General features: G+C 55.7%; 19 protein-coding genes and 1 tRNA gene. 10 read left to right on the forward strand and 10 right to left on the reverse strand.

Features of this window, described 5'->3' with window-relative positions; translation table 11 throughout:
• Positions 1-6: 6 nt before the first annotated feature.
• The 6 genes from NTD86_RS02610 to NTD86_RS02635 form a co-directional block, all read right to left on the reverse strand.
• Positions 7-1,104, reverse strand: coding sequence for an amino acid ABC transporter permease (locus tag NTD86_RS02610; protein ID WP_262200592.1), 1,098 nt, complete (start codon positions 1,102-1,104; stop codon positions 7-9).
• Positions 1,105-1,114: 10 nt separating this feature from the next.
• Positions 1,115-2,296 (reverse strand): amino acid ABC transporter permease, encoded by a 1,182-nt coding sequence (locus tag NTD86_RS02615; protein WP_262200593.1) that lies wholly within the window; start codon positions 2,294-2,296, stop codon positions 1,115-1,117.
• Positions 2,297-2,368: 72 nt separating this feature from the next.
• Complete coding sequence (locus tag NTD86_RS02620; RefSeq protein WP_262200594.1) at positions 2,369-3,364, reverse strand: amino acid ABC transporter substrate-binding protein; 996 nt, start codon at positions 3,362-3,364, stop codon at positions 2,369-2,371.
• A gap of 207 nt (positions 3,365-3,571) precedes the next feature.
• Entirely contained in the window at positions 3,572-5,686 is a 2,115-nt protein-coding gene (locus NTD86_RS02625; protein WP_262200595.1) for an FAD-dependent oxidoreductase, read from the reverse strand.
• A gap of 552 nt (positions 5,687-6,238) precedes the next feature.
• The gene (locus NTD86_RS02630; protein WP_262200596.1) at positions 6,239-8,176 is read right to left on the reverse strand and encodes an autotransporter domain-containing protein; all 1,938 of its coding nucleotides are present in this window, start codon (positions 8,174-8,176) and stop codon (positions 6,239-6,241) included.
• Between the two features lie 295 nt (positions 8,177-8,471).
• On the reverse strand, positions 8,472-8,924 hold the full coding sequence (locus NTD86_RS02635; protein WP_262200597.1) for an Lrp/AsnC family transcriptional regulator: 453 nt from the start codon (positions 8,922-8,924) through the stop codon (positions 8,472-8,474).
• A gap of 147 nt (positions 8,925-9,071) precedes the next feature.
• On the opposite strand from NTD86_RS02635, the gene NTD86_RS02640 reads away from it, so the two are divergent.
• The 3 genes from NTD86_RS02640 (at position 9,072) to NTD86_RS02650 (ending at position 10,814) form a co-directional block, all read left to right on the forward strand.
• On the forward strand, positions 9,072-9,692 hold the full coding sequence (locus NTD86_RS02640) for a LysE family translocator (RefSeq protein ID WP_262200598.1): 621 nt from the start codon (positions 9,072-9,074) through the stop codon (positions 9,690-9,692).
• Positions 9,693-9,741: 49 nt separating this feature from the next.
• Positions 9,742-10,290 (forward strand): DUF924 family protein, encoded by a 549-nt coding sequence (locus NTD86_RS02645; protein ID WP_262200599.1) that lies wholly within the window; start codon positions 9,742-9,744, stop codon positions 10,288-10,290.
• A gap of 134 nt (positions 10,291-10,424) precedes the next feature.
• On the forward strand, positions 10,425-10,814 hold the full coding sequence (locus NTD86_RS02650; RefSeq protein ID WP_262200600.1) for a c-type cytochrome: 390 nt from the start codon (positions 10,425-10,427) through the stop codon (positions 10,812-10,814).
• On the opposite strand, the gene NTD86_RS02655 is transcribed toward NTD86_RS02650, so the two are convergent.
• Positions 10,815-11,144 (reverse strand): hypothetical protein, encoded by a 330-nt coding sequence (locus NTD86_RS02655; RefSeq protein WP_262200601.1) that lies wholly within the window; start codon positions 11,142-11,144, stop codon positions 10,815-10,817.
• A 341-nt stretch (positions 11,145-11,485) separates the two neighbouring features.
• On the opposite strand from NTD86_RS02655, the gene NTD86_RS02660 reads away from it, so the two are divergent.
• Complete coding sequence (locus tag NTD86_RS02660; protein ID WP_262200602.1) at positions 11,486-11,980, forward strand: GlcG/HbpS family heme-binding protein; 495 nt, start codon at positions 11,486-11,488, stop codon at positions 11,978-11,980.
• A gap of 121 nt (positions 11,981-12,101) precedes the next feature.
• On the opposite strand, the gene NTD86_RS02665 is transcribed toward NTD86_RS02660, so the two are convergent.
• The gene (locus tag NTD86_RS02665; RefSeq protein WP_262200603.1) at positions 12,102-12,392 is read right to left on the reverse strand and encodes a DUF3077 domain-containing protein; all 291 of its coding nucleotides are present in this window, start codon (positions 12,390-12,392) and stop codon (positions 12,102-12,104) included.
• Positions 12,393-12,831: 439 nt separating this feature from the next.
• Positions 12,832-12,916 (reverse strand) — tRNA-Leu (locus NTD86_RS02670).
• A gap of 106 nt (positions 12,917-13,022) precedes the next feature.
• Here NTD86_RS02670 and queA point away from each other — a divergent pair.
• The 6 genes from queA to NTD86_RS02700 all read left to right on the forward strand — a co-directional run bounded on the left by queA (position 13,023) and on the right by NTD86_RS02700 (position 19,103).
• Positions 13,023-14,084 carry a tRNA preQ1(34) S-adenosylmethionine ribosyltransferase-isomerase QueA gene (gene queA, locus NTD86_RS02675; protein WP_262200604.1) on the forward strand — a complete coding sequence of 354 codons (1,062 nt, stop codon included), beginning with the start codon at positions 13,023-13,025 and terminating at the stop codon, positions 14,082-14,084.
• 11 nt (positions 14,085-14,095) lie between these two features.
• Complete coding sequence (gene tgt, locus NTD86_RS02680; RefSeq protein ID WP_262200637.1) at positions 14,096-15,211, forward strand: tRNA guanosine(34) transglycosylase Tgt; 1,116 nt, start codon at positions 14,096-14,098, stop codon at positions 15,209-15,211.
• Positions 15,212-15,253: 42 nt separating this feature from the next.
• Complete coding sequence (gene yajC / locus NTD86_RS02685) at positions 15,254-15,592, forward strand: preprotein translocase subunit YajC (protein WP_262200605.1); 339 nt, start codon at positions 15,254-15,256, stop codon at positions 15,590-15,592.
• Between the two features lie 66 nt (positions 15,593-15,658).
• A complete protein-coding gene (secD, locus tag NTD86_RS02690) occupies positions 15,659-17,527 on the forward strand; it encodes a protein translocase subunit SecD (protein ID WP_262200606.1) in 1,869 nt (622 codons plus the stop codon).
• Between the two features lie 9 nt (positions 17,528-17,536).
• Complete coding sequence (secF, locus tag NTD86_RS02695; protein WP_262200607.1) at positions 17,537-18,451, forward strand: protein translocase subunit SecF; 915 nt, start codon at positions 17,537-17,539, stop codon at positions 18,449-18,451.
• A 124-nt stretch (positions 18,452-18,575) separates the two neighbouring features.
• Positions 18,576-19,103 carry a glycine zipper 2TM domain-containing protein gene (locus NTD86_RS02700; RefSeq protein ID WP_262200608.1) on the forward strand — a complete coding sequence of 176 codons (528 nt, stop codon included), beginning with the start codon at positions 18,576-18,578 and terminating at the stop codon, positions 19,101-19,103.
• Positions 19,104-19,240: 137 nt separating this feature from the next.
• Here NTD86_RS02700 and suhB read toward each other — a convergent pair whose 3' ends face one another.
• A complete protein-coding gene (suhB, locus tag NTD86_RS02705; protein WP_262200609.1) occupies positions 19,241-20,056 on the reverse strand; it encodes an inositol-phosphate phosphatase in 816 nt (271 codons plus the stop codon).
• Positions 20,057-20,138: the final 82 nt, after the last annotated feature.

Raw genomic sequence — 20,138 nt, forward strand, 5'->3', positions numbered from 1 at the left:
AAACTCCTAACGCTTATGGCCTGTGTCGAGTTTGCGTTCCAAATGCATGGAATAACGCGACATGCCAAAACAGAAAATCCAGAACACCAAAGCCGCGAACACATAGCCTTCAGTCGCCATGCCCAGCCATTTAGGGTCGGCGGCGGCTTGCTTGACGCTGTTGAGCAGGTCGAACAGGCCGATGATGATTACCAGGCTGGTGTCCTTGAACAACGCGATAAACGTGTTGACGATCCCTGGTATCACCATCTTCAGGGCCTGAGGCAAAATCACCAGGCCCATGCTGCGCCAGTAACCCAGTCCCATCGCCGCCGCGGCTTCGTACTGACCCTTGGGAATGGCCTGCAACCCTCCGCGCACCACTTCGGCCACATAGGCCGACTGAAACAGGATTACGCCAATCAAAGCACGCAGCAATTTGTCGAAGTTCATGCCCTCGGGCAGAAACAACGGCAGCATCACCGACGACATAAACAGCACGGTAATGAGTGGCACGCCGCGCCAGAACTCGATAAACGTCACACACACCACACGAATCGCCGGCATGTTTGAACGCCGTCCCAACGCCAGCAGAATGCCCAATGGAAGTGCACCGGCGATGCCGACGGTGGCGATCACTAACGTCAGCATCAGACCGCCCCATTGGCTGGTCTGCACGCTGGTCAGGCTGAAGATCCCGCCGTGCAGCAGGACGTAGGCGATGACGGGGTAAAGCACCAAAAAGCTCAGTCCGTAGACCGCCTTGCGCGTAAAGCGCGAGATGAATAAAGGTGCTACGCCAATGATGGCCAAGCACACGGTCAGATCGACACGCCAGCGCAGGTCACCGGGGTAGTAGCCGTACATGAACTGCCCCCAACGCTGCTGGATAAACACCCAGCAGGCACCCTCTCGGGTGCAGTCGGCGCGGGTAGTACCAACCCAGTTCGCGTCGAAAATGGCCCAATGCAGGAGCGGTGGCACCATCAGGTAGATCAGGTAGAGCGCCAAAAAAGTCATCAGGGTATTGAGCCAACTGGAGAACAGATTGGCGCGCATCCACGCCACCGGCCCGAAGACCTTGTCGGGTGGCGGCATATCAGGTTTGAAAATATGGGAACTCATGGGGCTTTCCTTACTTCTCGACCAGCGCAATGCGCGTGTTGTACCCGTTCATCAGCAGCGAAATGCTGATGCTGATCGCCAGATAAACGCTCATGGTAATGGCGATGACTTCAATCGCTTGCCCGGTCTGGTTCAGCACCGTGCCGGCAAACAGGGAAACCATTTCCGGATAACCGATACCCGCCGCCAACGATGAGTTTTTCACCAGGTTGAGGTATTGACTGGTCAGCGGCGGAATGATCACGCGCAGCGCCTGCGGGATGATTACCTTGCGCAACGTTGGCCCCGGGCGCAGGCCCAGTGAATGAGCGGCTTCGGTTTGGCCATGACTGACCGACTTGATCCCTGAGCGCACGATTTCGGCAATAAAAGCGGCGGTGTATACCGTCAGCGCGATGGTCAAGGCCAGCAATTCAGGGATCAACACCCAGCCACCGACAAAGTTGAAGCCCTTGAGCTCTGGCATTTCCCAATGCACCGGCGAACCGGCGATCAGCATGCACAGCCCCGGAATCACCAGTAACAAACCCAATCCTGCCCAGAATGAGTGAAACGCTATGCCGGTCGTTTCAAAGCGTTTGTTGGCCCAACGGGTCATTAGCACAATGGCAATGATTGCCCCTACGACACTGACAACAAACGGCCAGAAGCCGTCCGCTGCCAAGGCTGCCGGCATGTTAAGACCACGATTGCTAATAAAGAACGTGTCGCCGAACTGGTGACTGGCACGTGGCCCTGGCATGGCCAGGAAAACCGCGAAATACCAGAACAGGATTTGCAGGAGCGGCGGGATGTTGCGAAATACTTCCACATACACGGCCGCCAGCTTGTTGATCATCCAGTTGGGCGATAGACGCGCTACACCGATGATGAAGCCAAGAATGGTCGCCAGGACCACCCCGATTGCACTCACCAGTAACGTATTAAGTAGCCCGATCACAAAGACTCGGGCATAACTGTCCGAGTCGATGTAGTCGAGCAGGTGCTGAGCAATACCGAAACCGGCACTGCGTTCAAGAAAATCGAAGCCGGAAGTAATGCCCCTGTGCTGAAGGTTGGTTTGGGTGTTGTTGAATAAGTACCAGCCCAGCGAGACCACTGCCACAACGGTGATGATCTGGAAGAGCCACGCACGCACTTTGGGATCGCTGACACTAAGGTTCTGCTTGGGCGCGCTGATTTGATTTAGCATGAATTGTCTCGCAAAGAATGGAACAGACCATCACCCGGCGGTTGGCTCACCGGGTGATAGAACAAACAACGATCAGCGCACAGGGGGGGCGTATTGAATGCCGCCGTTGTTCCACAACGCATTCAGGCCACGATCGATTTCAAGTGGACTGCTCTTGCCGAGGTTTTTCTCGAACACTTCACCGTAGTTGCCAACCTGCTTGACGATCTGTACGACCCAATCTTTCCTCAGTTTCAGGTCTTTGCCATATTCGCCATCAGCACCCAGTAGCCGGGCTACGTCAGGGTTCTTGGTGGTTTTCGCTTGGACTTCAACGTTTTTCGATGTGATACCGGCTTCTTCAGCGTTGAGCATGGCGAAGCCCACCCAGCGCACGATGGCCAGCCAGTCCTCGTCGCCGTTACGCACCATAGGGCCCAGAGGCTCTTTGGAAATGGTTTCTGGCAGAACCACGTAGTCAGCAGGCGTGGCTAGCTTGCTGCGCTGTGCGTAGAGCTGGGATTTGTCGGAGGTCAATACGTCGCAACGACCGGATTCCAGCGACTTGGCGCTTTCATCGGAGGTGTCGAACGTGATCGGGGTGTACTTCAGGTTTTGGGCACGGAAGTAATCGGAAACGTTTAGTTCAGTGGTGGTCCCGGCCAAGATACAGATGGTTGCACCGTTCAGTTCCTTGGCGCTTTTAACACCCAGCTTCTGGTTAACCAGGAAGCCGACACCGTCATAGTAAGTGACAAACCCCGGGAACTTCATACCCATGCCCGAATCGCGAGAGCTGGTCCATGTGGTGTTGCGAGCTAGAATGTCGACCTCGCCAGACTGAAGCGCGGTAAAACGCTCCTTGGCATTTAGCTGGCTGAACTTGACTTTGGTGGCATCGCCAAACACGGCAGCTGCCACTGCGCGACAGAAATCAGCATCGATCCCGAGGATCTTGCCCTTGGCATCCGGAACCGAGAAACCTGGTAATCCATCGGATACACCGCATTGAATTAAGCCTTTCTTCTCAATGGTATCTAGCGTAGAGCCTGCCTGGACGCTATTGCTAACGCCCGTCAGAGAAACCATGGTCAAGAAAAGCCAAGTACATTTGGATCGGTTCATTCCAATACCTCAAGTGATGTTTCGTTGTTGTTTTTATCGGGAGCTTGAGTGTCGTCGAGTGTTGGCCCAAGTGTAAGCAGTAGGAAGTAGCTATCACGACCAGTGCAAGGTGCTAATACCCCAACCTTAAATAAATAAGTACCCTGTTGGACAGTTGAATAATGCCCGTCATTAAACAGTATGTTTTTTTAAACAAAGTCTTGAAACCTCAAGCGCTTTTGTCTGGATAAGTTCCTGGGCCAAAGAAGCCCATACTAATCCCTGTGTGGTACCTCCCGCATAAGTTGCACCGGCCGTAATTTGATTGAATGCACACCAGTGCACGATTGATAGACCATCTAAAGTGCCGGGTCGAGCACAGTCGATTATCTGTAAGTTGCCACGTTTGATTGCGAAACTATAAGAGTTTGGGAAGTGTCGAGATATTGCGGCCAGGCACGCTGCGAGTATTTGCTCCTTATAATCCGGTGTCGCATCGGGCGGAACCTGTCCGCCGGAGACAAGAATGCAGTCCCCATCCAGGCGGCAATTCATGGCACCGATGGGCAGGTCGTACTGCAGTTTTAGCCCACGCATGTCGGCACCTTCATTGCCGACAGCACTCAGTTTGAAAAACCAGCCCATGATCGGTATGACTTCTGGTTGTTCCACTCCCATGGCAGTGACGACGAAGTTATCCTTACTCAGCTCGGTTATTTGGTTACGACTCAGATGCTGGTGCACAAACTGAACCCCGGCGCGCTGCAGCAACGTCACGATCTGCGGCATTACCTTGAGAAACTCCAGATCGTAGCCCGATACCTCAATAGCGCGACCCATCCCTGAGACTCCATACCTTACTTGCAATTGCTGTTGACTGATCTCTTCGATATCGCATCCCGGCTTGCCACTCGGCCAAGGCCTCTTTTCAATATCTCGTTGCTCCTGGATTGCAGCCTCTACGCCATTGGCATCCTCCCTGTAGGCTCGAATAATCCGCGCCTTGGCGAAGGGTAACAATGACGGGTTGTCGACCAGCAGCTTTTCAAAAAGCTCTATGCCGGCGCGATTGCACTCAACGGCCAAAGACTCATTGGCGGGGAACAGATAGGGATTATGCAGCGGCTTTGCGACTGTTTCTGTTGCAGACAGATGACGCATGTTCACAGGCTTGTGACTGGCTCCATCGCTCTCCTGATCCCCTCCGTAGACGGTGACCTGATAATTTGCCAAGCGGCACATCACCGCCTGGAGCAGGCCATTAATACCTCTGCCGATTATCGAGACGCGTGGTCCAGCGACCTGTCCTTGCTCAGAGGGAAGCTTCAAGGATTGAGCAAGTTTGCGCCTGACCAGACTGCGCAAGGCCGTCAGACTCAGTTGCACTGAGACGGCATAGTCAAGGTCGTGATTGCAGGCCTCGGTGGTGGCGGCCTGTGTCGTCAGCGTCACGGGCTTGCACCACGTAGCTGAACTACAGCCTAGCGCTTGGGTGCGCGCCCGAAACGCATCCAGGGTCGCTGGCCCATAGTCCAATACAAGCTGGATGCCTTCAGCCACTGCCAGTGCCTGCAAAGCGTCATCGCTAAAGACATCCGGTTTGGCGACACAGACCAAGCGAGCCTGCCTGTGCATAGACTCAATAAGCCTCTGATCAATGCGATGAACGGTTTCAACATTCAAGGACAAGCAAATGGCGACAGCATAGGCACCTTGCAACGCCTCAAGCCAGTCCTCGACAAATGTTACTTTGCTGTCACAAAAGGCTTTACCGGTAGGGTCTGGCGCTTGACCGTGTCGCGACAGCACCTTGATCCGAATATCTGGATCTCGATCCAGCAGCAACTTAACAAGCTCTTTACCCACATTGCCATAGCCCAGTATGCAAACATCATGGGGCAGGGAACCATCGGCCAGTGTCAGCCAATGCGCGATATAAGCTGCGACATGCGGTGCGTTTATACCCGGAGTATTAACCACTCGAATGCGATTGGATTCGCATTGATCCAGTCGCACTTTATCCAGGCTCGTGCCTCTGCGAACAAGTAAGAGTTCACCAAAGGGGTGGGATATACGCCATTGGTCAATAATGTCCGGATCGATGAGCTGGTCTCCAACAACGATGGTTGATGGGCGCAGAAGTCCAATCTGGATGAGCAGCGTTTGTTTGGTTATTGTCGGGGGCAGAAAAGCGATATTACTGGGAGCATCAGTTTTCCAGCGCTTGGAAACAGGTGCGATATGCAAGATATTTTCGGTGGTGGCTATGAGTGATGTAGCAACTGGCGGAACGCAAATGAGCCTCATAACTTAGTCTCCAGCAATGCTTGCCCGTTAATACCCCGCAGAGAGGCACCGAATAAAGTTGGGGTGTACAAAAATATGCTTGAACTTTAACGCAGAGGACTAACCTTGCCGGAAACATGTTGCCAGCCCACTAAATAGCCTTTGTATACGTTGTAAATAGCACCCAAGGCACGCCAAGTCGTTAAGGAGGTCTTGCGTATGTTCATGCTTAAATCCTTAAATTTAAGTTGACTGCTTAACTTCATTAACTAAGCTAGCAGTAACTAGCATCATGGTCTGTAGGATGCTTCCTAAATTTCAGAATTAATTTGTTTGAGGTTGGCGCAATTACAGAATGCCTTTGCGCCGGGGGCTACCGAGTGTTGGCCATTGATAGACGCGTGCACTTGGATGTGTCACCCGCACTACTTAATGAAAATGTACACCGGTCCGCCGCGTGAGGTATTGGCCATTTGCGGATCGCAGAGCCTCTCAGTGACGTCTTTAGCTGATGGGATTTTTTCGTGTTTAAAGGCCGGAGGCGCCTGAGCGCCGCCGGCTAACCACGATCAATCAGAACAACCAATGTGCCCCGATGGAGTAGCCGGTCTGGCTGCCTTCATCGTTACCCAGACGGCCGTTGATCTCGGCATACAGCCCCAGTTGTGGGGTGATGGCGAGTTGGCTGCCAACCTGGGCGCGGCCATAACTCTTGTCGACACTGCCCAGACGCGCATTGCGCGCCTGTCCGTCGGCACGACTGGTCAGCAGAATGTCCTCCAGGCGCCCGTCACCCATTTCCTTGACCCAGGCAATGTCGCCGTAAGGTTGCAGGCTCATACCAGCGGGTAAATCGAAGGTGCCGCGTGCCCGCCAACCCAGGCTGCCCTGCACAGAGTCGAAGCTCTGCTCTTGGTAGCTCAGAGCGGTGCGCAGATCCTGCTTTTCATGAAATTTATCGATGCGGTAATGGCTGTAGTCCAGACCGGCGAATGGGCCGCTTTTGAGTGCGCCGAAATCAAAGTCATAGCCGCCGATGACGCGGGCACCCAGGCTCAGGGCGTCGGTCTTGCCGGTGAGTTTCTGGCTCAGCAGCACAGGGCCGCCGTTGGCCTGAATCACCAGATTGCGTTTGCTGTCGAAGCGGGTGGTGCCTGCGCTCAGATCGCCGGCCAACCACAGCGGGCCACCGTCATTGAGCAAGGCGTAGATCGCCGCCTGCCAGCTTTCGCTGTCGAGTTTACCGCCGCGTTCCAGCTTGTCGCGTCCGTTCAGGTAGCTCAGGCTGGCGCCGACGCTCAGGCTTGAGGTCAGTTGGTAGTCGCCCAGGGCATGCAGGCCAAGGCGACGACCTTCGTTGAACGGACCACTGTCTGCGGTGTACTCACCATCCAGGCCGATTTCACCATCGAAGCTGCCAACGTCACGGCTGGCCGCTTGCAGTGTCAGCCAGCGACGATCCAACAGGTTGACCTGAGCTTGATGCTGGCGCTGCAGGTTGTCCTGCATCGTGCGCGCAACTGCGCCGCCTGACGCGGTGGAAGCCATCACGTCAGCGTTGGTCAGCTCCAGCACCAGACGGCTGAGCAGTCGCGAATAGTCGCGCAGGCGTTGGTCGATACGTTCTTGGCCGAAAGCGTTGGTGAGTACCGCTTCGTTGTCTTTTTTGGGGTCATGCCAGGTCGAGCCGCCGGCAATGGCCGGATTGCTGGTCTGGGTGTAGCCGTCCAGATCACCGAGTTCCCAGTTGGTCGCCTCGACATAGAGCACCGGAATGTTCAGCTTTTCAAATGACTCACCGTCACTGCAGCAACCGGTGCCTGCCGGGTAGGCGGCATCCAGTCCTGGGTTGGTGAACAGATTGATATTGAGCTCTTTGGCAAGCTTGAACGCATGTTCACGCAACGAAGCCAGCCCCGGGTTGCTGACACTGTTCTTGCCAGAGTGGGCGTACATCATGTCGCCGGTGATCAGGCTGTCGAGGTTGATCATGGCCAGCATGTTTTCGCGCTGGCTGGCGCTCAGGCTGTTGACGAAAGCTTTGGAGCCTTGCAGGCCTTCTTCCTCAGCGCCAAAGCCTATGACTTGCAGGCCATATTCCAGGGGCACGCCATTAAGGTTGCGGGCGACTTCGGTGAGCACGCTGGCACCGGAGCCATTGTCATCCAGGCCTTGTAGCGTAGGGCGGCCAAAGTAGGTGTCAAAGTGCGCGCCAATCACCACGTATTGCGGCTGAGTGCCCGCCGCGAAAGCGACCACGTTCTGCGAGCTACGGCTGTTACCTGTGCCCCAGGAAAAATCCTGCCGGCTGATGCTGTAGGCATCGCCCATCTGGCTCTGCATCCAGTCAGCGGCACCCGCAAAATTGGCCGTGCCACGGTAGCGGCCCGGGTACTCGTTAATCAGTTTATCGAGGGTAGTAGCAGCATGTTCGCCGTAGTTATAGGCATGACCTTGGGTCGACAGCAGGGCGCCGGCGACACTAACAGCGAGTGCGAGAGGTTTGATCACAACATCTTCCTTGGAATTATTAGAGGTTAAGCAAGCCATCCCTTTGCAGGATGTGCGCCCGTTTTGGGCGTTGATGGCAGATTGACGCATGACATCAACCGTTTGTCGCTCCTGTATAAACCGGCGCAAGCGTTGCGCCCGTTGAACGATGATCGGGTCAAGGTCATGACTTGAAATCGTGCAGGAGTCGCCGGCAATGCTGCGAAAAGTAGCACCGTGCTATCGGCGAGAAAGCCAAAATATTTAATGAGTGACGATGTGATAACGGCTGGAACGCTGATAGTCACCCTCTGTTTTAAAGCGGCAATACTCGGTCATTGATGACGTTTTTCATGACCAGCGTGGACACCAACCGCTGCACGTTGGGCAATGAGGTGAGGTGCTCATCGTAGAGGCGCTGAAAGGCCGGCAAGTCTTTGGTTATGACTTGCAGCAGATAATCAGGGTCGCCGAACAAGCGTTGCGCTTCGATGATCTGTGGGATTTGCGGCAGCGCCGCCTCAAAGTCAGCGATGGCCTGGCGGGTCACTTCGCGCAAGGTCACGAACACGATGGCTGAAAAACTCAAGCCCAGTTCCTTGGGCGCCAGCAGGGCGCGATAACCCAGGATCACGCCCGCTTCCTCCAGCGCCCTCACGCGTCGGTGGCACGGGGAAAGGCTCAACCCCACACGTTCTGCGAGTTCAGTGAGGGACAAGCGCCCGTCGGCGTGCAGCTCAGCGAGAATCTTGCGGTCAATTCGATCCACTTGGAAGAACCTTCTAGGTTGATAGCGCTGTATGGGTATAAACGAAAGATAATCCTATCAGGATTTCCCTATTCTTCTACTGGTCGCGAACGCTTTCACACAGTGCCCGCACACCCCCTCCAGGCTCACTCTAGAAGGTAGAAAACCGTGACTCTCAGCGTATTGGCCGCTTTTTGGGCGGTGTCTTTTCTGTTCATCATTACCCCCGGCGCAGACTGGGCCTACGCGATTTCTGCCGGCATGCGCGGGCGTTTGGTGACGCCTGCGGTGGCGGGTTTGCTCTCGGGGCATTTGTTGGCGACGGTGGTAGTGGCCGCAGGGGTTGGCGGGCTGGTGGCGAGCAATCCGATGATCTTGCGGGTGATGACCCTCGCTGGCTCCGGGTATTTGCTCTGGTTGGGCGTCAGCATGATTCGCCACCCCTCGACGCCCGAATCCGGCGCTGTGCAGGTGGCAGACTCCGGGTTGCGCTGGGCCTGGAAGGGGCTGTGCGTCAGCGGTTTGAACCCCAAGGTGTTTCTGTTGTTTTTGGCCTTGTTGCCGCAGTTCACCGATCCGCTGTCGGTGTGGCCGATACCGGCGCAAATCGCCGCCCTGGGCGCACTGCATGCATTCAGTTGTGGCGTGGTGTACCTGATGGTTGGTTTCGGTGCCAAAGCTGTCTTGCAGACACGACCCAGTGCGGCGCAAAACGTCAGCCGCATATCAGGTGCCATCATGATCGTCATTGCCGTGGTGTTACTGGCTGGGCAAATTTTGCACCAGTAACGTCTAAGCTGGTTGCACGACTTGACTGGTAACCACGGAGCAGCCGAACGTGACGACGACTGACACTACCCCGCAGGCGGTTATTGAATTCTGGAAACAGGCAGGCCCCAAGCATTGGTTTGCCAAGGACGAAGCTTTCGATAAACGCTTTCGTGAAACGTTTTATACCGCGCATTTCCAGGCTGCTAGGCGCGAGCTGGAGCACTGGCTGGACGAGCCCGAAAGCGCGCTGGCATTGCTGTTGTTGCTGGACCAATACCCTCGCAATGCCTTTAGGGGCACCGCGCACATGTTTGCCACCGACCCGCTGGCGCGCTTTTATGCCAATAAGGTGATTGAGGCGGGCTTGGATCAACAGATCGACATCACGTTGCGCGGCTTTTGCTACTTGCCGTTCGAGCACTCCGAGGACGCCGAGGACCAGCGACTGTCGTTACAACTGCATGAGGCGCTTAACCCTAAAGACACACGCTGGGCCAAAGAGCACGCTGACATTATTGAACGGTTCGGGCGTTTCCCTCATCGCAACGCGGTTTTGGGGCGTGTCTCGACGCAAGATGAGTTCAGATTTCTGGAGAGTGGCGGGTTCTCCGGCTAGCACTTAAGGTGCGCCTCTCACCTTGCTCGATACGGATGGCTGCATGAAAGAGATGACCTGGATCTCGTGATGGGATTGACGGCTGGGCTATATTGGCGCCTGCCTGAACACCCAGACCTGATGTGGAGCCACCTATGAAGCACCGAGCCTTACTGACCTTCGCCTTGATCCTCAATGCCGGGCTGTTTAGCGCCTGGGCTGCGGCGGCGGGCGACGCAGAAGCGGGCGGCAAGTTATTTACCAAGACCTGTGGTGGTTGCCATAGCATCGGTGAAAACGCCCGCAGTGGATTCGGGCCGCACCTCAACGGTGTCATCGGTCGACAGGCCGGGAGCTTGCCGGGTTACCAGTTTTCGGATGCCATGAAAAATTCCGGCGTGGTCTGGACTCCGGAAACCCTTGCTGCCTACATCGAAGCTCCGAAAAAAGTTGTGAAGGGCACGCGCATGATCTTCTGGGGCATCAGCGACCCGGAAAAGATCGCCAACTTGCTCGCTTACATCGAGACCTTCAAAGACCAGTGATCACAGAATGTCTTTCAAATAATTCTGGAGCATCAGCAGCGGTGCGTTCAGTTGCTCCAGGCTGTGCGCCTGTTGGAGCCCAAGCGCCAGCTTCTGCAACTCGCGACCCATGGGCGAATCCGCACCGCCAATCGCATCCATGGCCAGGTCGATGCACTCATCCAACTTGGCCTTGATCGTATTCAAATCGCCCTTGCGCACCAGAAACTCAAACACATCACGCTGATAGTCACCCATGACCAAATCATCACGCAGAATCGGGCTTTGACCGTCAGCTTCGTAAGCGAGTTTGAGTGAGAAAAGGGCGACGGTTTCCAGCGGGATTTCCATGGTGCGGGGTCCTTAATGAGCGCTTGAGTGTTTCAGGGCGCCGACGATCATAAGAGAACCCAGCCTGCTTTTCCAATGGAGGCCGTAGAGTCAGTACATCACTGGATGTGGCCTGTCGGTAAGTTGTAGCTAAATATTTAAAGTGCTGGCGGATGTTATAAGTAAATGATGAGCAAGTAAGTTGTAGGTTGGCATGCGAGCACTTAAAGCCCTGGCGCAGGAGCACGAAGCATAATTGATAAGTCATGAAATATATTGCGTTTGCTAATAGTTCGTGGATAAAGCAATTCTCCTGTCGGCGTTTTTCCTAAGCGCAATACTAACCACAAGAGGCTTTAGCTATGTTTAAGAAGATCGGAGTTACAACTATTTTGTTTCTTACGTTGTCTGGTACTGCTTTTGCCGCTGACAAGGCAATCACTTCGACGCAGGCAACCTCTCTGGCGCAGAGCGCGGTGAGTATTGGTTTGAAACAGGGCTATAACGTGGCGGTAACAGTGGTCGATGCCAATGGCGTTATTTTGGCCACCGTGCGTGCTGACGAAGCTTTACCGCATACACCCAAGACCTCATTCAAAAAAGCCTTTACCGCTTTCGCAGCCAAAGAGAACACAAGCGACCTCATCGCCACTATTCATAAAGGTGATCCCACCTATATGAATAAGTTTGTACTCTCGACGCTAAGTAATGGGCAGGACAATATTATTTTCCTGCGCGGCGGTGTATTGATTAAACATAACGACACCGTCGTAGGTGCCATTGGCGTAGGCGGGGCACCTGGAGGGCAGTTGGATGACAGCATCGCGTTTGAAGCATTAAAAGAATTCAGCCTGTAAACAGCAAGCAAAGGTTTGCGGCAATCAAGGCATGCACGTGCTGCTTTGGGTTGAATGATCTTCATCAATTAAGCCTGCAAGCGTGTTGCAGGCTTAAAACTTTATCCCTGTACGGTCTAACTTACACATCCCCTACTTGGGCTTGTTGAAGCCCTATCGTCAGGTCATCAATGACTGCTTTAGCCATCTCGCTGAGATAGTGCGAAGCCCAGCGCATGGCTTCGTCGCCATCGTCCAAAGCCCCGAGAAACGACAGCGTATTGACGCAGTTCATTAGCAGAGAAGCGTGCTCCATCGCATCAATGCCTGAAATACCCGCATTGACGCTGAACAAGCGTTGTTTCTGAGCATTGCACGTGCCGAACGTGGCAGCGCCGGTGGTATGGAGTAAAGGGTATGCAGGGCGTGTCATTGGGCGTAACTCCTGTATGTGAGGAGCTGCCACAGTTCGCCGCGAAACGAGTAAGGGTGGCAGCCATGTGCGGGTTCGCGGACCGGGCATACAGGAACCCCGGCAGACCCGAAGGTCTCCCACACACAGCCGCCATAACAGACTAGCGGGCACAAAAAAGCGCCAGCTATTGAAATGGTGGCGCCTGTGCGCCTGTATATGCTCGGACCGCGACGTCCGGTCGCTGAATGTGCAGCGACGGCGGGAGAGTAACGTGCTGCGTTTAAAAGGGCAATCCAGGGGCGAGGCACAAGCTATCTGTAGGAGCGAGCTTGCCTCGCGATCTTTTGATCTAAGAGAGCCGCTCACAGCCTTCTAGCCTCGGCGACGACAGGATGCGCTGCGCCACTTTTCTACAGACGAAAAAAAAGACCTTGAAATTCAAGGTCTTTTTTTAAGATGGTGCCCCGAGGGAGACTCGAACTCCCACTCCTTTCGAAAACGGATTTTGAATCCGCCGCGTCTACCAATTCCGCCATCAGGGCTCAATGGCGGCGAAGTATAGAGACGACTTTTAGGTCGGTCAACAACTTATTGGTCTATTTTTACTAAGTCCGTTAAACTCCCCGGCCCTGCTAGACGAAACCTATCATGCGCGTTGCTGACTTTACTTTCGAGCTCCCTGATTCACTCATCGCACGCCATCCTTTGGCGGAGCGCCGCAACAGTCGCCTGCTGACCCTGGATGGGGAGAGTGGGGCACTGGCACATCGTCAATTCACTGATTTGCTTGAACATTTGCGTCCAGGCGATTTGATGGTGTTTAACAATACCCGGGTGATTCCAGCCCGGCTGTTCGGCCAAAAGGCGTCGGGCGGCAAGCTGGAGATTCTGGTTGAGCGTGTGCTCGACAGTCATCGGGTGCTGGCGCATGTGCGCTCCAGCAAGTCGCCAAAACCAGGTTCAAAGATCCTGATTGATGGCGGCGGCGAGGCCGAGATGCTGGCGCGCCACGATGCGCTGTTTGAGTTGGGCTTTGCCGATGAGGTATTGCCGCTGCTGGATCGCGTCGGGCATATGCCGCTGCCGCCTTATATCGATCGCCCGGACGAGGGTGCGGACCGCGAGCGTTATCAAACGGTTTACGCGCAGCGCCTGGGTGCGGTGGCTGCGCCGACCGCTGGGCTGCATTTCGATGAACCGCTGATGCAGGCCATTGCCGCCAAGGGCGTCGAAACAGCGTTCGTAACGCTGCACGTGGGGGCGGGTACGTTCCAGCCGGTGCGGGTTGAGCGTCTTGAAGACCATCACATGCACACAGAGTGGCTTGAGGTCGGTCAGGATGTGGTCGACGCCGTGGCGGCGTGCCGTGCGCGCGGCGGTCGGGTGATTGCGGTAGGCACCACCAGCGTGCGCTCGCTAGAAAGCGCGGCCCGCGACGGCGTGTTGAAGCCGTTCAGTGGCGATACCGATATTTTCATCTTCCCGGGCCGGCCGTTTCATGTGGTCGATGCCCTGGTGACGAACTTCCATTTGCCGGAATCCACGCTGTTGATGCTGGTTTCGGCGTTCGCCGGTTATCCCGAAACCATGGCGGCCTACCAGGCTGCGGTTGAGCATGGATACCGCTTCTTTAGTTACGGTGATGCAATGTTCATCACCCGCAATCCCGCGCCGACGGCTCCAGCCCCGGCCCCAGAGGATCAAGCATGAGCAACTGTCGTATGTCCTTCGAGCTGCTGGCCACTGATGGCAAGGCTCGTCGTGGTCGCCTCACCTTCCCCCGTGGTGTCGTTGAAACCCCGGCCTTTATGCCGGTGGGCACCTACGGTACGGTCAAGGGCATGTTGCCGCGTGATATTGAAGCCATCGGCGCGCACATGATTCTGGGGAACACCTTTCACCTGTGGCTGCGTCCGGGTACCGAGGTGATCAAGAAGCACGGCGATCTGCACGACTTCATGAAGTGGCAAGGCCCGATCCTGACCGACTCCGGTGGTTTCCAGGTGTTCAGCCTGGGTGCCATGCGCAAGATTAAAGAAGAAGGCGTGACCTTCGCATCTCCGGTTGACGGCGCCAAGGTGTTCATGGGGCCTGAAGAGTCGATGCAGGTTCAGCGTGACCTGGGCTCTGACGTTGTGATGATTTTTGACGAGTGCACGCCGTACCCGGCCGACGAAGAGGTTGCCCGTGTATCGATGGAGCTCTCCTTGCGCTGGGCTCAGCGCTCTAAAAACGCCCATGGCGATAACACGGCGGCCTTGTTCGGTATCGTGCAGGGCGGCATGCACCAGAATCTGCGCGAGCGTTCGCTCGAAGGCTTGAACAAGATCGGTTTTGACGGCCTGGCCATCGGCGGTCTGTCGGTGGGTGAACCCAAGCACGAGATGATCAAGGTGCTGGATTACTTGCCGGCGATGATGCCTTCTGACAAACCTCGTTACCTTATGGGGGTTGGCAAGCCGGAAGATCTGGTCGAGGGTGTGCGCCGCGGTGTGGACATGTTCGATTGCGTGATGCCAACCCGCAATGCCCGCAATGGGCATCTGTTTATCGACACGGGTGTTTTGAAGATCCGCAATGCGTTCCATCGTTACGATGATTCGCCGCTGGATCCGACCTGCGACTGCTACACCTGCCAGAACTTCTCTCGCGCTTATCTGCACCATTTGGACAAGTGCGGCGAAATGCTGGGTAGCATGCTCAATACCATCCACAATTTGCGGCACTATCAGGTGCTGATGGCTGGTTTGCGCGAGGCTATTCAACAGGGTACATTGGCCACCTTTGTCGATGCCTTCTATGCCAAGCGCGGGCTGCCTGTGCCGCCCTTGGACTAAGTTTCGTACCTTTAAGAACCAACTTTGCAACTGGAGTGCTTAATGAGCTTTTTCATCTCTTCCGCTTTCGCGGACGGTGCCGCACCTGCAGCCGCTGCCCCTATGGGCGGTGGCTTTGAATGGATTTTCCTGATCGGCTTCCTGGTTATCTTCTATCTGATGATCTGGCGTCCACAAGCCAAGCGTGCCAAAGAGCAGAAAGCTCTGTTGGGCAACCTGCAAAAGGGTGATGAAGTTGTGACCACTGGCGGTATCGCCGGCAAAATCACTAAAGTATCTGACGCTTTTGTTGTCATCGAAGTGTCTGACACTGTAGAGCTGAAAATTCAGAAGGGCTCGGTTGCGGCCACGCTGCCGAAAGGCACGCTGAAAGCGATCTAAGTTTCAACTTTTAACAATCGACGGGGCGCGCAAGGCGCCCCGCGTTTTAAGCGGGCGGCGTGATTGATGCTGAACAAATACCCTCTGTGGAAATACATACTGATCCTGGCAGTGCTGGCGATCGGTTTTATTTATTCCGCTCCCAATCTGTACCCGGATGACCCGGCCATTCAGGTGTCGGGTGCGAGCACGGCATTGCAGGTGACTGAAGCTGATCTGGACCGCGCAAGCAAGGCGCTGACTGATGACGGTATCGTCGTCAAAGGTGCTTCTCTGGTTCAGGGCGGTAAAACCGGTTTGCTGCGTCTGGCCAAGAAAGACGACCAGTTGCCAGCCAAGGACATCGTGCGCAAGGCGTTGGGGGACGACTTTGTCGTAGCGCTCAACCTGGCGCAAACGACGCCTCAGTGGTTGCGTAACCTGGGTGCTCACCCAATGAAATTGGGTCTGGACTTGTCGGGTGGTGTGCACTTCTTGCTGGAAGTGGACATGGACAAAGCCGTTGATGCACGCATGAAAGTGTACGAAGGCGATGTCAAAAGCCTGCTGCGTAAAGAGAAAGTGCGTTACCGCAGTCTGCCGCAACTCAATGGGGCCGTTCAGCTGGGTTTCAGCGATGAGGCAACCCGTGAGCAAGCGCGCAACCTGATTCGCAAGAACTTCAATGACTTTGACGTAACGGCAGCGGACCTCAATGGCCAGCCGGTTCTGCGTCTGGCGATGACCCCGGCCAAGCTGGCGGAAATCCGTGAATATTCCATCAAGCAAAACCTGACAACCGTCCGTAACCGGGTGAACGAGTTGGGTGTTGCCGAGCCTCTGGTTCAGCGTCAGGGTGCCAACCGCATCGTGGTTGAATTGCCGGGCGTGCAAGACACCGCCGAAGCCAAGCGTATTCTGGGCAAGACGGCCAACCTTGAGTTCCGCCTGGCTGCCGAGCCGGGTGCATCCAAAGCCACTTCCGAGACTTTCGAATTCCGTGAGGGCAATCGTCCACCTGCCCAGATCGAGCGCAGCTTGATCATTACCGGCGACCAGGTGACTGACGCTCAGGCGGGCTTTGACGAGCACGGCCGCCCACAGGTGAACATCAAGCTTGATGGTCACGGCGGCGAGCTGATGAGCCGTTCTACGCGCAGCAACGTAGGCCGCAGCATGGCGGTAATCTTCATCGAGCAACGCCCGGTGACGACTTACACCAAGCAAGTGGTTGACGGTGTTGAGAAGGACGTGCCGGTTCAGTCGTTCAAGGAAGACAAGAAGATCATCAGCCTGGCGACCATTCAGTCGCCGCTGGGTAGCCAGTTCCGGATCACCGGTCTGAATGGCCAGGGTGAAGCTTCCGAGCTGGCATTGCTGTTGCGTGCCGGTGGTCTGGCTGCACCGATGTACTTCGCTGAAGAACGTACGATTGGCCCGAGCCTGGGTGCGGACAACATTGCCAAGGGTGTCGATGCTTCCCTGTGGGGCATGCTGTTTGTGTCGATCTTCATCATCGCCATCTACCGCTTCTTCGGTGTGATTGCGACGGTGGCACTGGCCGGCAACATGGTGCTGCTGTTGGCCTTGATGTCGATCCTGGGTGCGACCCTGACCCTGCCGGGTATTGCCGGTATCGTTCTGACGATGGGTATGGCGGTCGACGCCAACGTACTGATCTTCTCGCGTATTCGCGAGGAACTGGCCAGTGGCATGACACCTCAGCGGGCGATCAATGAAGGCTTCAATCGCGCATTCACGGCGATTGTCGACTCCAACCTGACAACCCTGTTGGTCGGCGGGATTCTGTTCGCCATGGGTACCGGGCCGGTTAAAGGCTTCGCGGTCACCATGTCGCTCGGTATCTTCACCTCTATGTTCACGGCCATCATGGTGACCCGCGCTTTGGTCAACCTGATCTACGGCGGTCGGGACTTCAAGAAGTTGTGGATTTAAGGGGCTGCCATGTTACGTACTATCAACTTCATGGGCGTGCGAAACATTGCGTTCGGCGTCACTGTGCTGCTCACCGTGCTGGCGTTGTTCAGCATGTTCCACAAGGGCATGAACTACGGCTTGGACTTCACCGGCGGTACGCTCATCGAGCTGACCTACGAGAAGCCGGCGGATCTGACCAAGGTGCGTGATGAGCTGGCTTCGGCCGGCTTCCACGACGCCGTGGTGCAGAGCTTTGGTGCGACAACTGACCTGCTGGTGCGCATGCCGGGCGATGACCCGTTGCTGGGCAACAAGGTCGCAGCTGCGCTGGGTGAGGCCGATTCGGCCAACCCTGCGGTCATCAAGCGCGTTGAGTTTGTCGGCCCGCAGGTCGGTGAAGAGCTGCGCGACCAGGGTGGCCTCGGCATGCTGATGGCGCTGGGCGGGATCATGCTGTACCTGGCTTTCCGCTTTCAGTGGAAGTTTGCGGTCGGCGCGATCGTTTCCCTGGTTCACGACGTGATCGTGACCATGGGCGTGCTGTCGTTCTTCCAGATCACCTTCGACCTGACGGTGCTGGCGGCGGTACTGGCGATTATCGGTTACTCGCTCAACGACACCATCGTGGTATTCGACCGGGTTCGTGAGAACTTCCGGGTGCTGCGCAAGGCGACGCTGGTAGAGAACATCAACATCTCGACCACGCAGACCCTGTTGCGTACTGTTGCGACTTCGGTGTCGACCTTGCTGGCGATCGCTGCGCTGTTGATCTTTGGTGGTGACAACCTGTGGGGCTTCTCGATCGCACTGTTCGTGGGTGTGATGGCGGGTACTTACTCGTCCATCTACATCGCGAACGTGGTGTTGATCTGGCTGAAGCTCAGCGCTGAGGATTTGATTCCGCCAGCGGCGAGCGAGAAAGAAATCGACGACCGTCCTTAACGATCCGTTAATCCCGGCAGTCACCAGAAAGGCGCGAGTATTGAACTCGCGCCTTTTTTTATGCTCCAAGGCTGGGAGTGATGGATGTGGGAATATTCCCACCTGTGATGGTCTGGAGGTTCACGTGAACAAGTCTTTGCTGGTGGGTGCTGTGCTGGGTGCTGTCGGTGTAACTGCCGGGGGTGCTGTTGCTACCTACAGCTTGGTTAAAGGCCCAGAGTTTGCTCAGGTGTTGGCTGTTCAGCCGGTCACTCAGCAAATCAAAACCCCGCGCGAGGTGTGTAAAGACGTCACGGTTACACGCCGTGCGCCGGTCAAGGATGAGCATCAAATTGTCGGTAGCGTGATTGGTGCGGTGGCGGGCGGCCTGTTGGGTAATCAGGTCGGCGGCGGTAGCGGCAAGAAAATTGCTACCGTAGCGGGTGCATTGGGAGGGGGTTACGCAGGTAACCGGGTGCAGGAAGGCATGCAGGAGCGAGATACGTACTCTACGACTCAGACGCGCTGTAACACGGTCAACGACATCAGTGACAAGGTGATTGGTTATGACGTGCGTTACACGCTGGATGGCAAGGAAGGCAAGGTGCGTATGGATCGCGAGCCAGGTAACCAGATTGCTGTGGACAAGCAAGGTAATCTGATTCTGAATTAAGCCGCTGCCCTGTAGGAGTGAGCTCGTCTCGCGATCTTTTGACCTTATAAAAAATCGCGAGACAAGCTAGCTCTTACAGGTCATGCAGGCATAAAAAAAGCACCTTGAAAGGTGCTTTTTTTGTGCTTGGGCTTCGCTTAGCGTTTCAGCGAGGCTGGCAGGTGCGGCTGGATGGCTGTCAGTACGGCTTTGAAGCACTTGGTATTGCCAGCAACGATGTGACCTTTTTCAAGGAAGTCGTGGCTACCAGTGAAGTCGCTGACCAGGCCGCCTGCTTCTTGAATCAGCAGTGCGCCGGCAGCCATGTCCCATTCAGACAGGCCTGACTCCCAGAATGCATCAAAACGACCGGCTGCTACGTAGGCCAAGTCCAGGCTGGCAGCGCCTGCGCGGCGGATACCGGCAGTTTGGCCGACCAGGCTGCGGAACATGCCCAGGTAGTTGTCCAGGTTGTCCATCTGATTGTCGCGGAACGGGAAGCCGGTACCCAGCAGGGCGCCTTCCAGGCTGGTGCGACCGCTGACGCGCAGGCGGCGGCCGTTTAGTTGAGCGCCACGACCACGGCTGGCGGTGAATTCTTCCTGGCGAACCGGGTCAAGCACAACAGCGTGTTCAAGACGGCCACGGTATTTGCAGGCGATGCTGACGGCGAAGTGAGGAATGCCGCGCAGGAAGTTGGTGGTACCGTCCAGTGGATCAATGATCCACAGGTAGTCTTCACCTTCGCCGCTGCCTGCGTGCAGGCCGGTTTCTTCACCGAGAATGCCGTGCGTCGGGTAAGCCTTGCGCAAGGCGTCGATGATTTTCTGTTCAGCAGCACGATCGACTTCAGAGACGTAATCCTTGGCGTCTTTTTCGTCAACCTTGATGGTATCCAGGCGCTCGATGGAGCGGAAAATCAATTCACTGGCGCTGCGGGCGGCGCGCAGCGCGATATTCAGCATGGGCTGCATGGACGTTTCACCTAGGTCGTTAAAGAAAGCCGCACATTCTAACAGAAAATTTTGGCAGATGAAGGTTTGCGTGAGCTTGCGT

The organism is Pseudomonas sp. 7P_10.2_Bac1, from assembly GCF_025465935.1.
GTDB lineage: Bacteria > Pseudomonadota > Gammaproteobacteria > Pseudomonadales > Pseudomonadaceae > Aquipseudomonas.

Excerpts from the sequence above, each read along its gene's own strand:
- NTD86_RS02610 (WP_262200592.1), bottom strand. The coding sequence starts at position 1,104 with ATGAGTTCCCATATTTTCAAACCTGATATGCCGCCACCCGACAAGGTC.
- NTD86_RS02615 (WP_262200593.1), bottom strand. The coding sequence starts at position 2,296 with ATGCTAAATCAAATCAGCGCGCCCAAGCAGAACCTTAGTGTCAGCGAT.
- NTD86_RS02620 (WP_262200594.1), bottom strand. The coding sequence starts at position 3,364 with ATGGTTTCTCTGACGGGCGTTAGCAATAGCGTCCAGGCAGGCTCTACG.
- NTD86_RS02625 (WP_262200595.1), bottom strand. The coding sequence starts at position 5,686 with ATGAGGCTCATTTGCGTTCCGCCAGTTGCTACATCACTCATAGCCACC.
- NTD86_RS02650 (WP_262200600.1), top strand. The coding sequence starts at position 10,425 with ATGAAGCACCGAGCCTTACTGACCTTCGCCTTGATCCTCAATGCCGGG.
- NTD86_RS02655 (WP_262200601.1), bottom strand. The coding sequence starts at position 11,144 with ATGGAAATCCCGCTGGAAACCGTCGCCCTTTTCTCACTCAAACTCGCT.
- NTD86_RS02660 (WP_262200602.1), top strand. The coding sequence starts at position 11,486 with ATGTTTAAGAAGATCGGAGTTACAACTATTTTGTTTCTTACGTTGTCT.
- NTD86_RS02665 (WP_262200603.1), bottom strand. The coding sequence starts at position 12,392 with ATGACACGCCCTGCATACCCTTTACTCCATACCACCGGCGCTGCCACG.
- queA (WP_262200604.1), top strand. The coding sequence starts at position 13,023 with ATGCGCGTTGCTGACTTTACTTTCGAGCTCCCTGATTCACTCATCGCA.
- tgt (WP_262200637.1), top strand. The coding sequence starts at position 14,096 with ATGTCCTTCGAGCTGCTGGCCACTGATGGCAAGGCTCGTCGTGGTCGC.
- yajC (WP_262200605.1), top strand. The coding sequence starts at position 15,254 with ATGAGCTTTTTCATCTCTTCCGCTTTCGCGGACGGTGCCGCACCTGCA.
- secD (WP_262200606.1), top strand. The coding sequence starts at position 15,659 with ATGCTGAACAAATACCCTCTGTGGAAATACATACTGATCCTGGCAGTG.
- secF (WP_262200607.1), top strand. The coding sequence starts at position 17,537 with ATGTTACGTACTATCAACTTCATGGGCGTGCGAAACATTGCGTTCGGC.
- suhB (WP_262200609.1), bottom strand. The coding sequence starts at position 20,056 with ATGCAGCCCATGCTGAATATCGCGCTGCGCGCCGCCCGCAGCGCCAGT.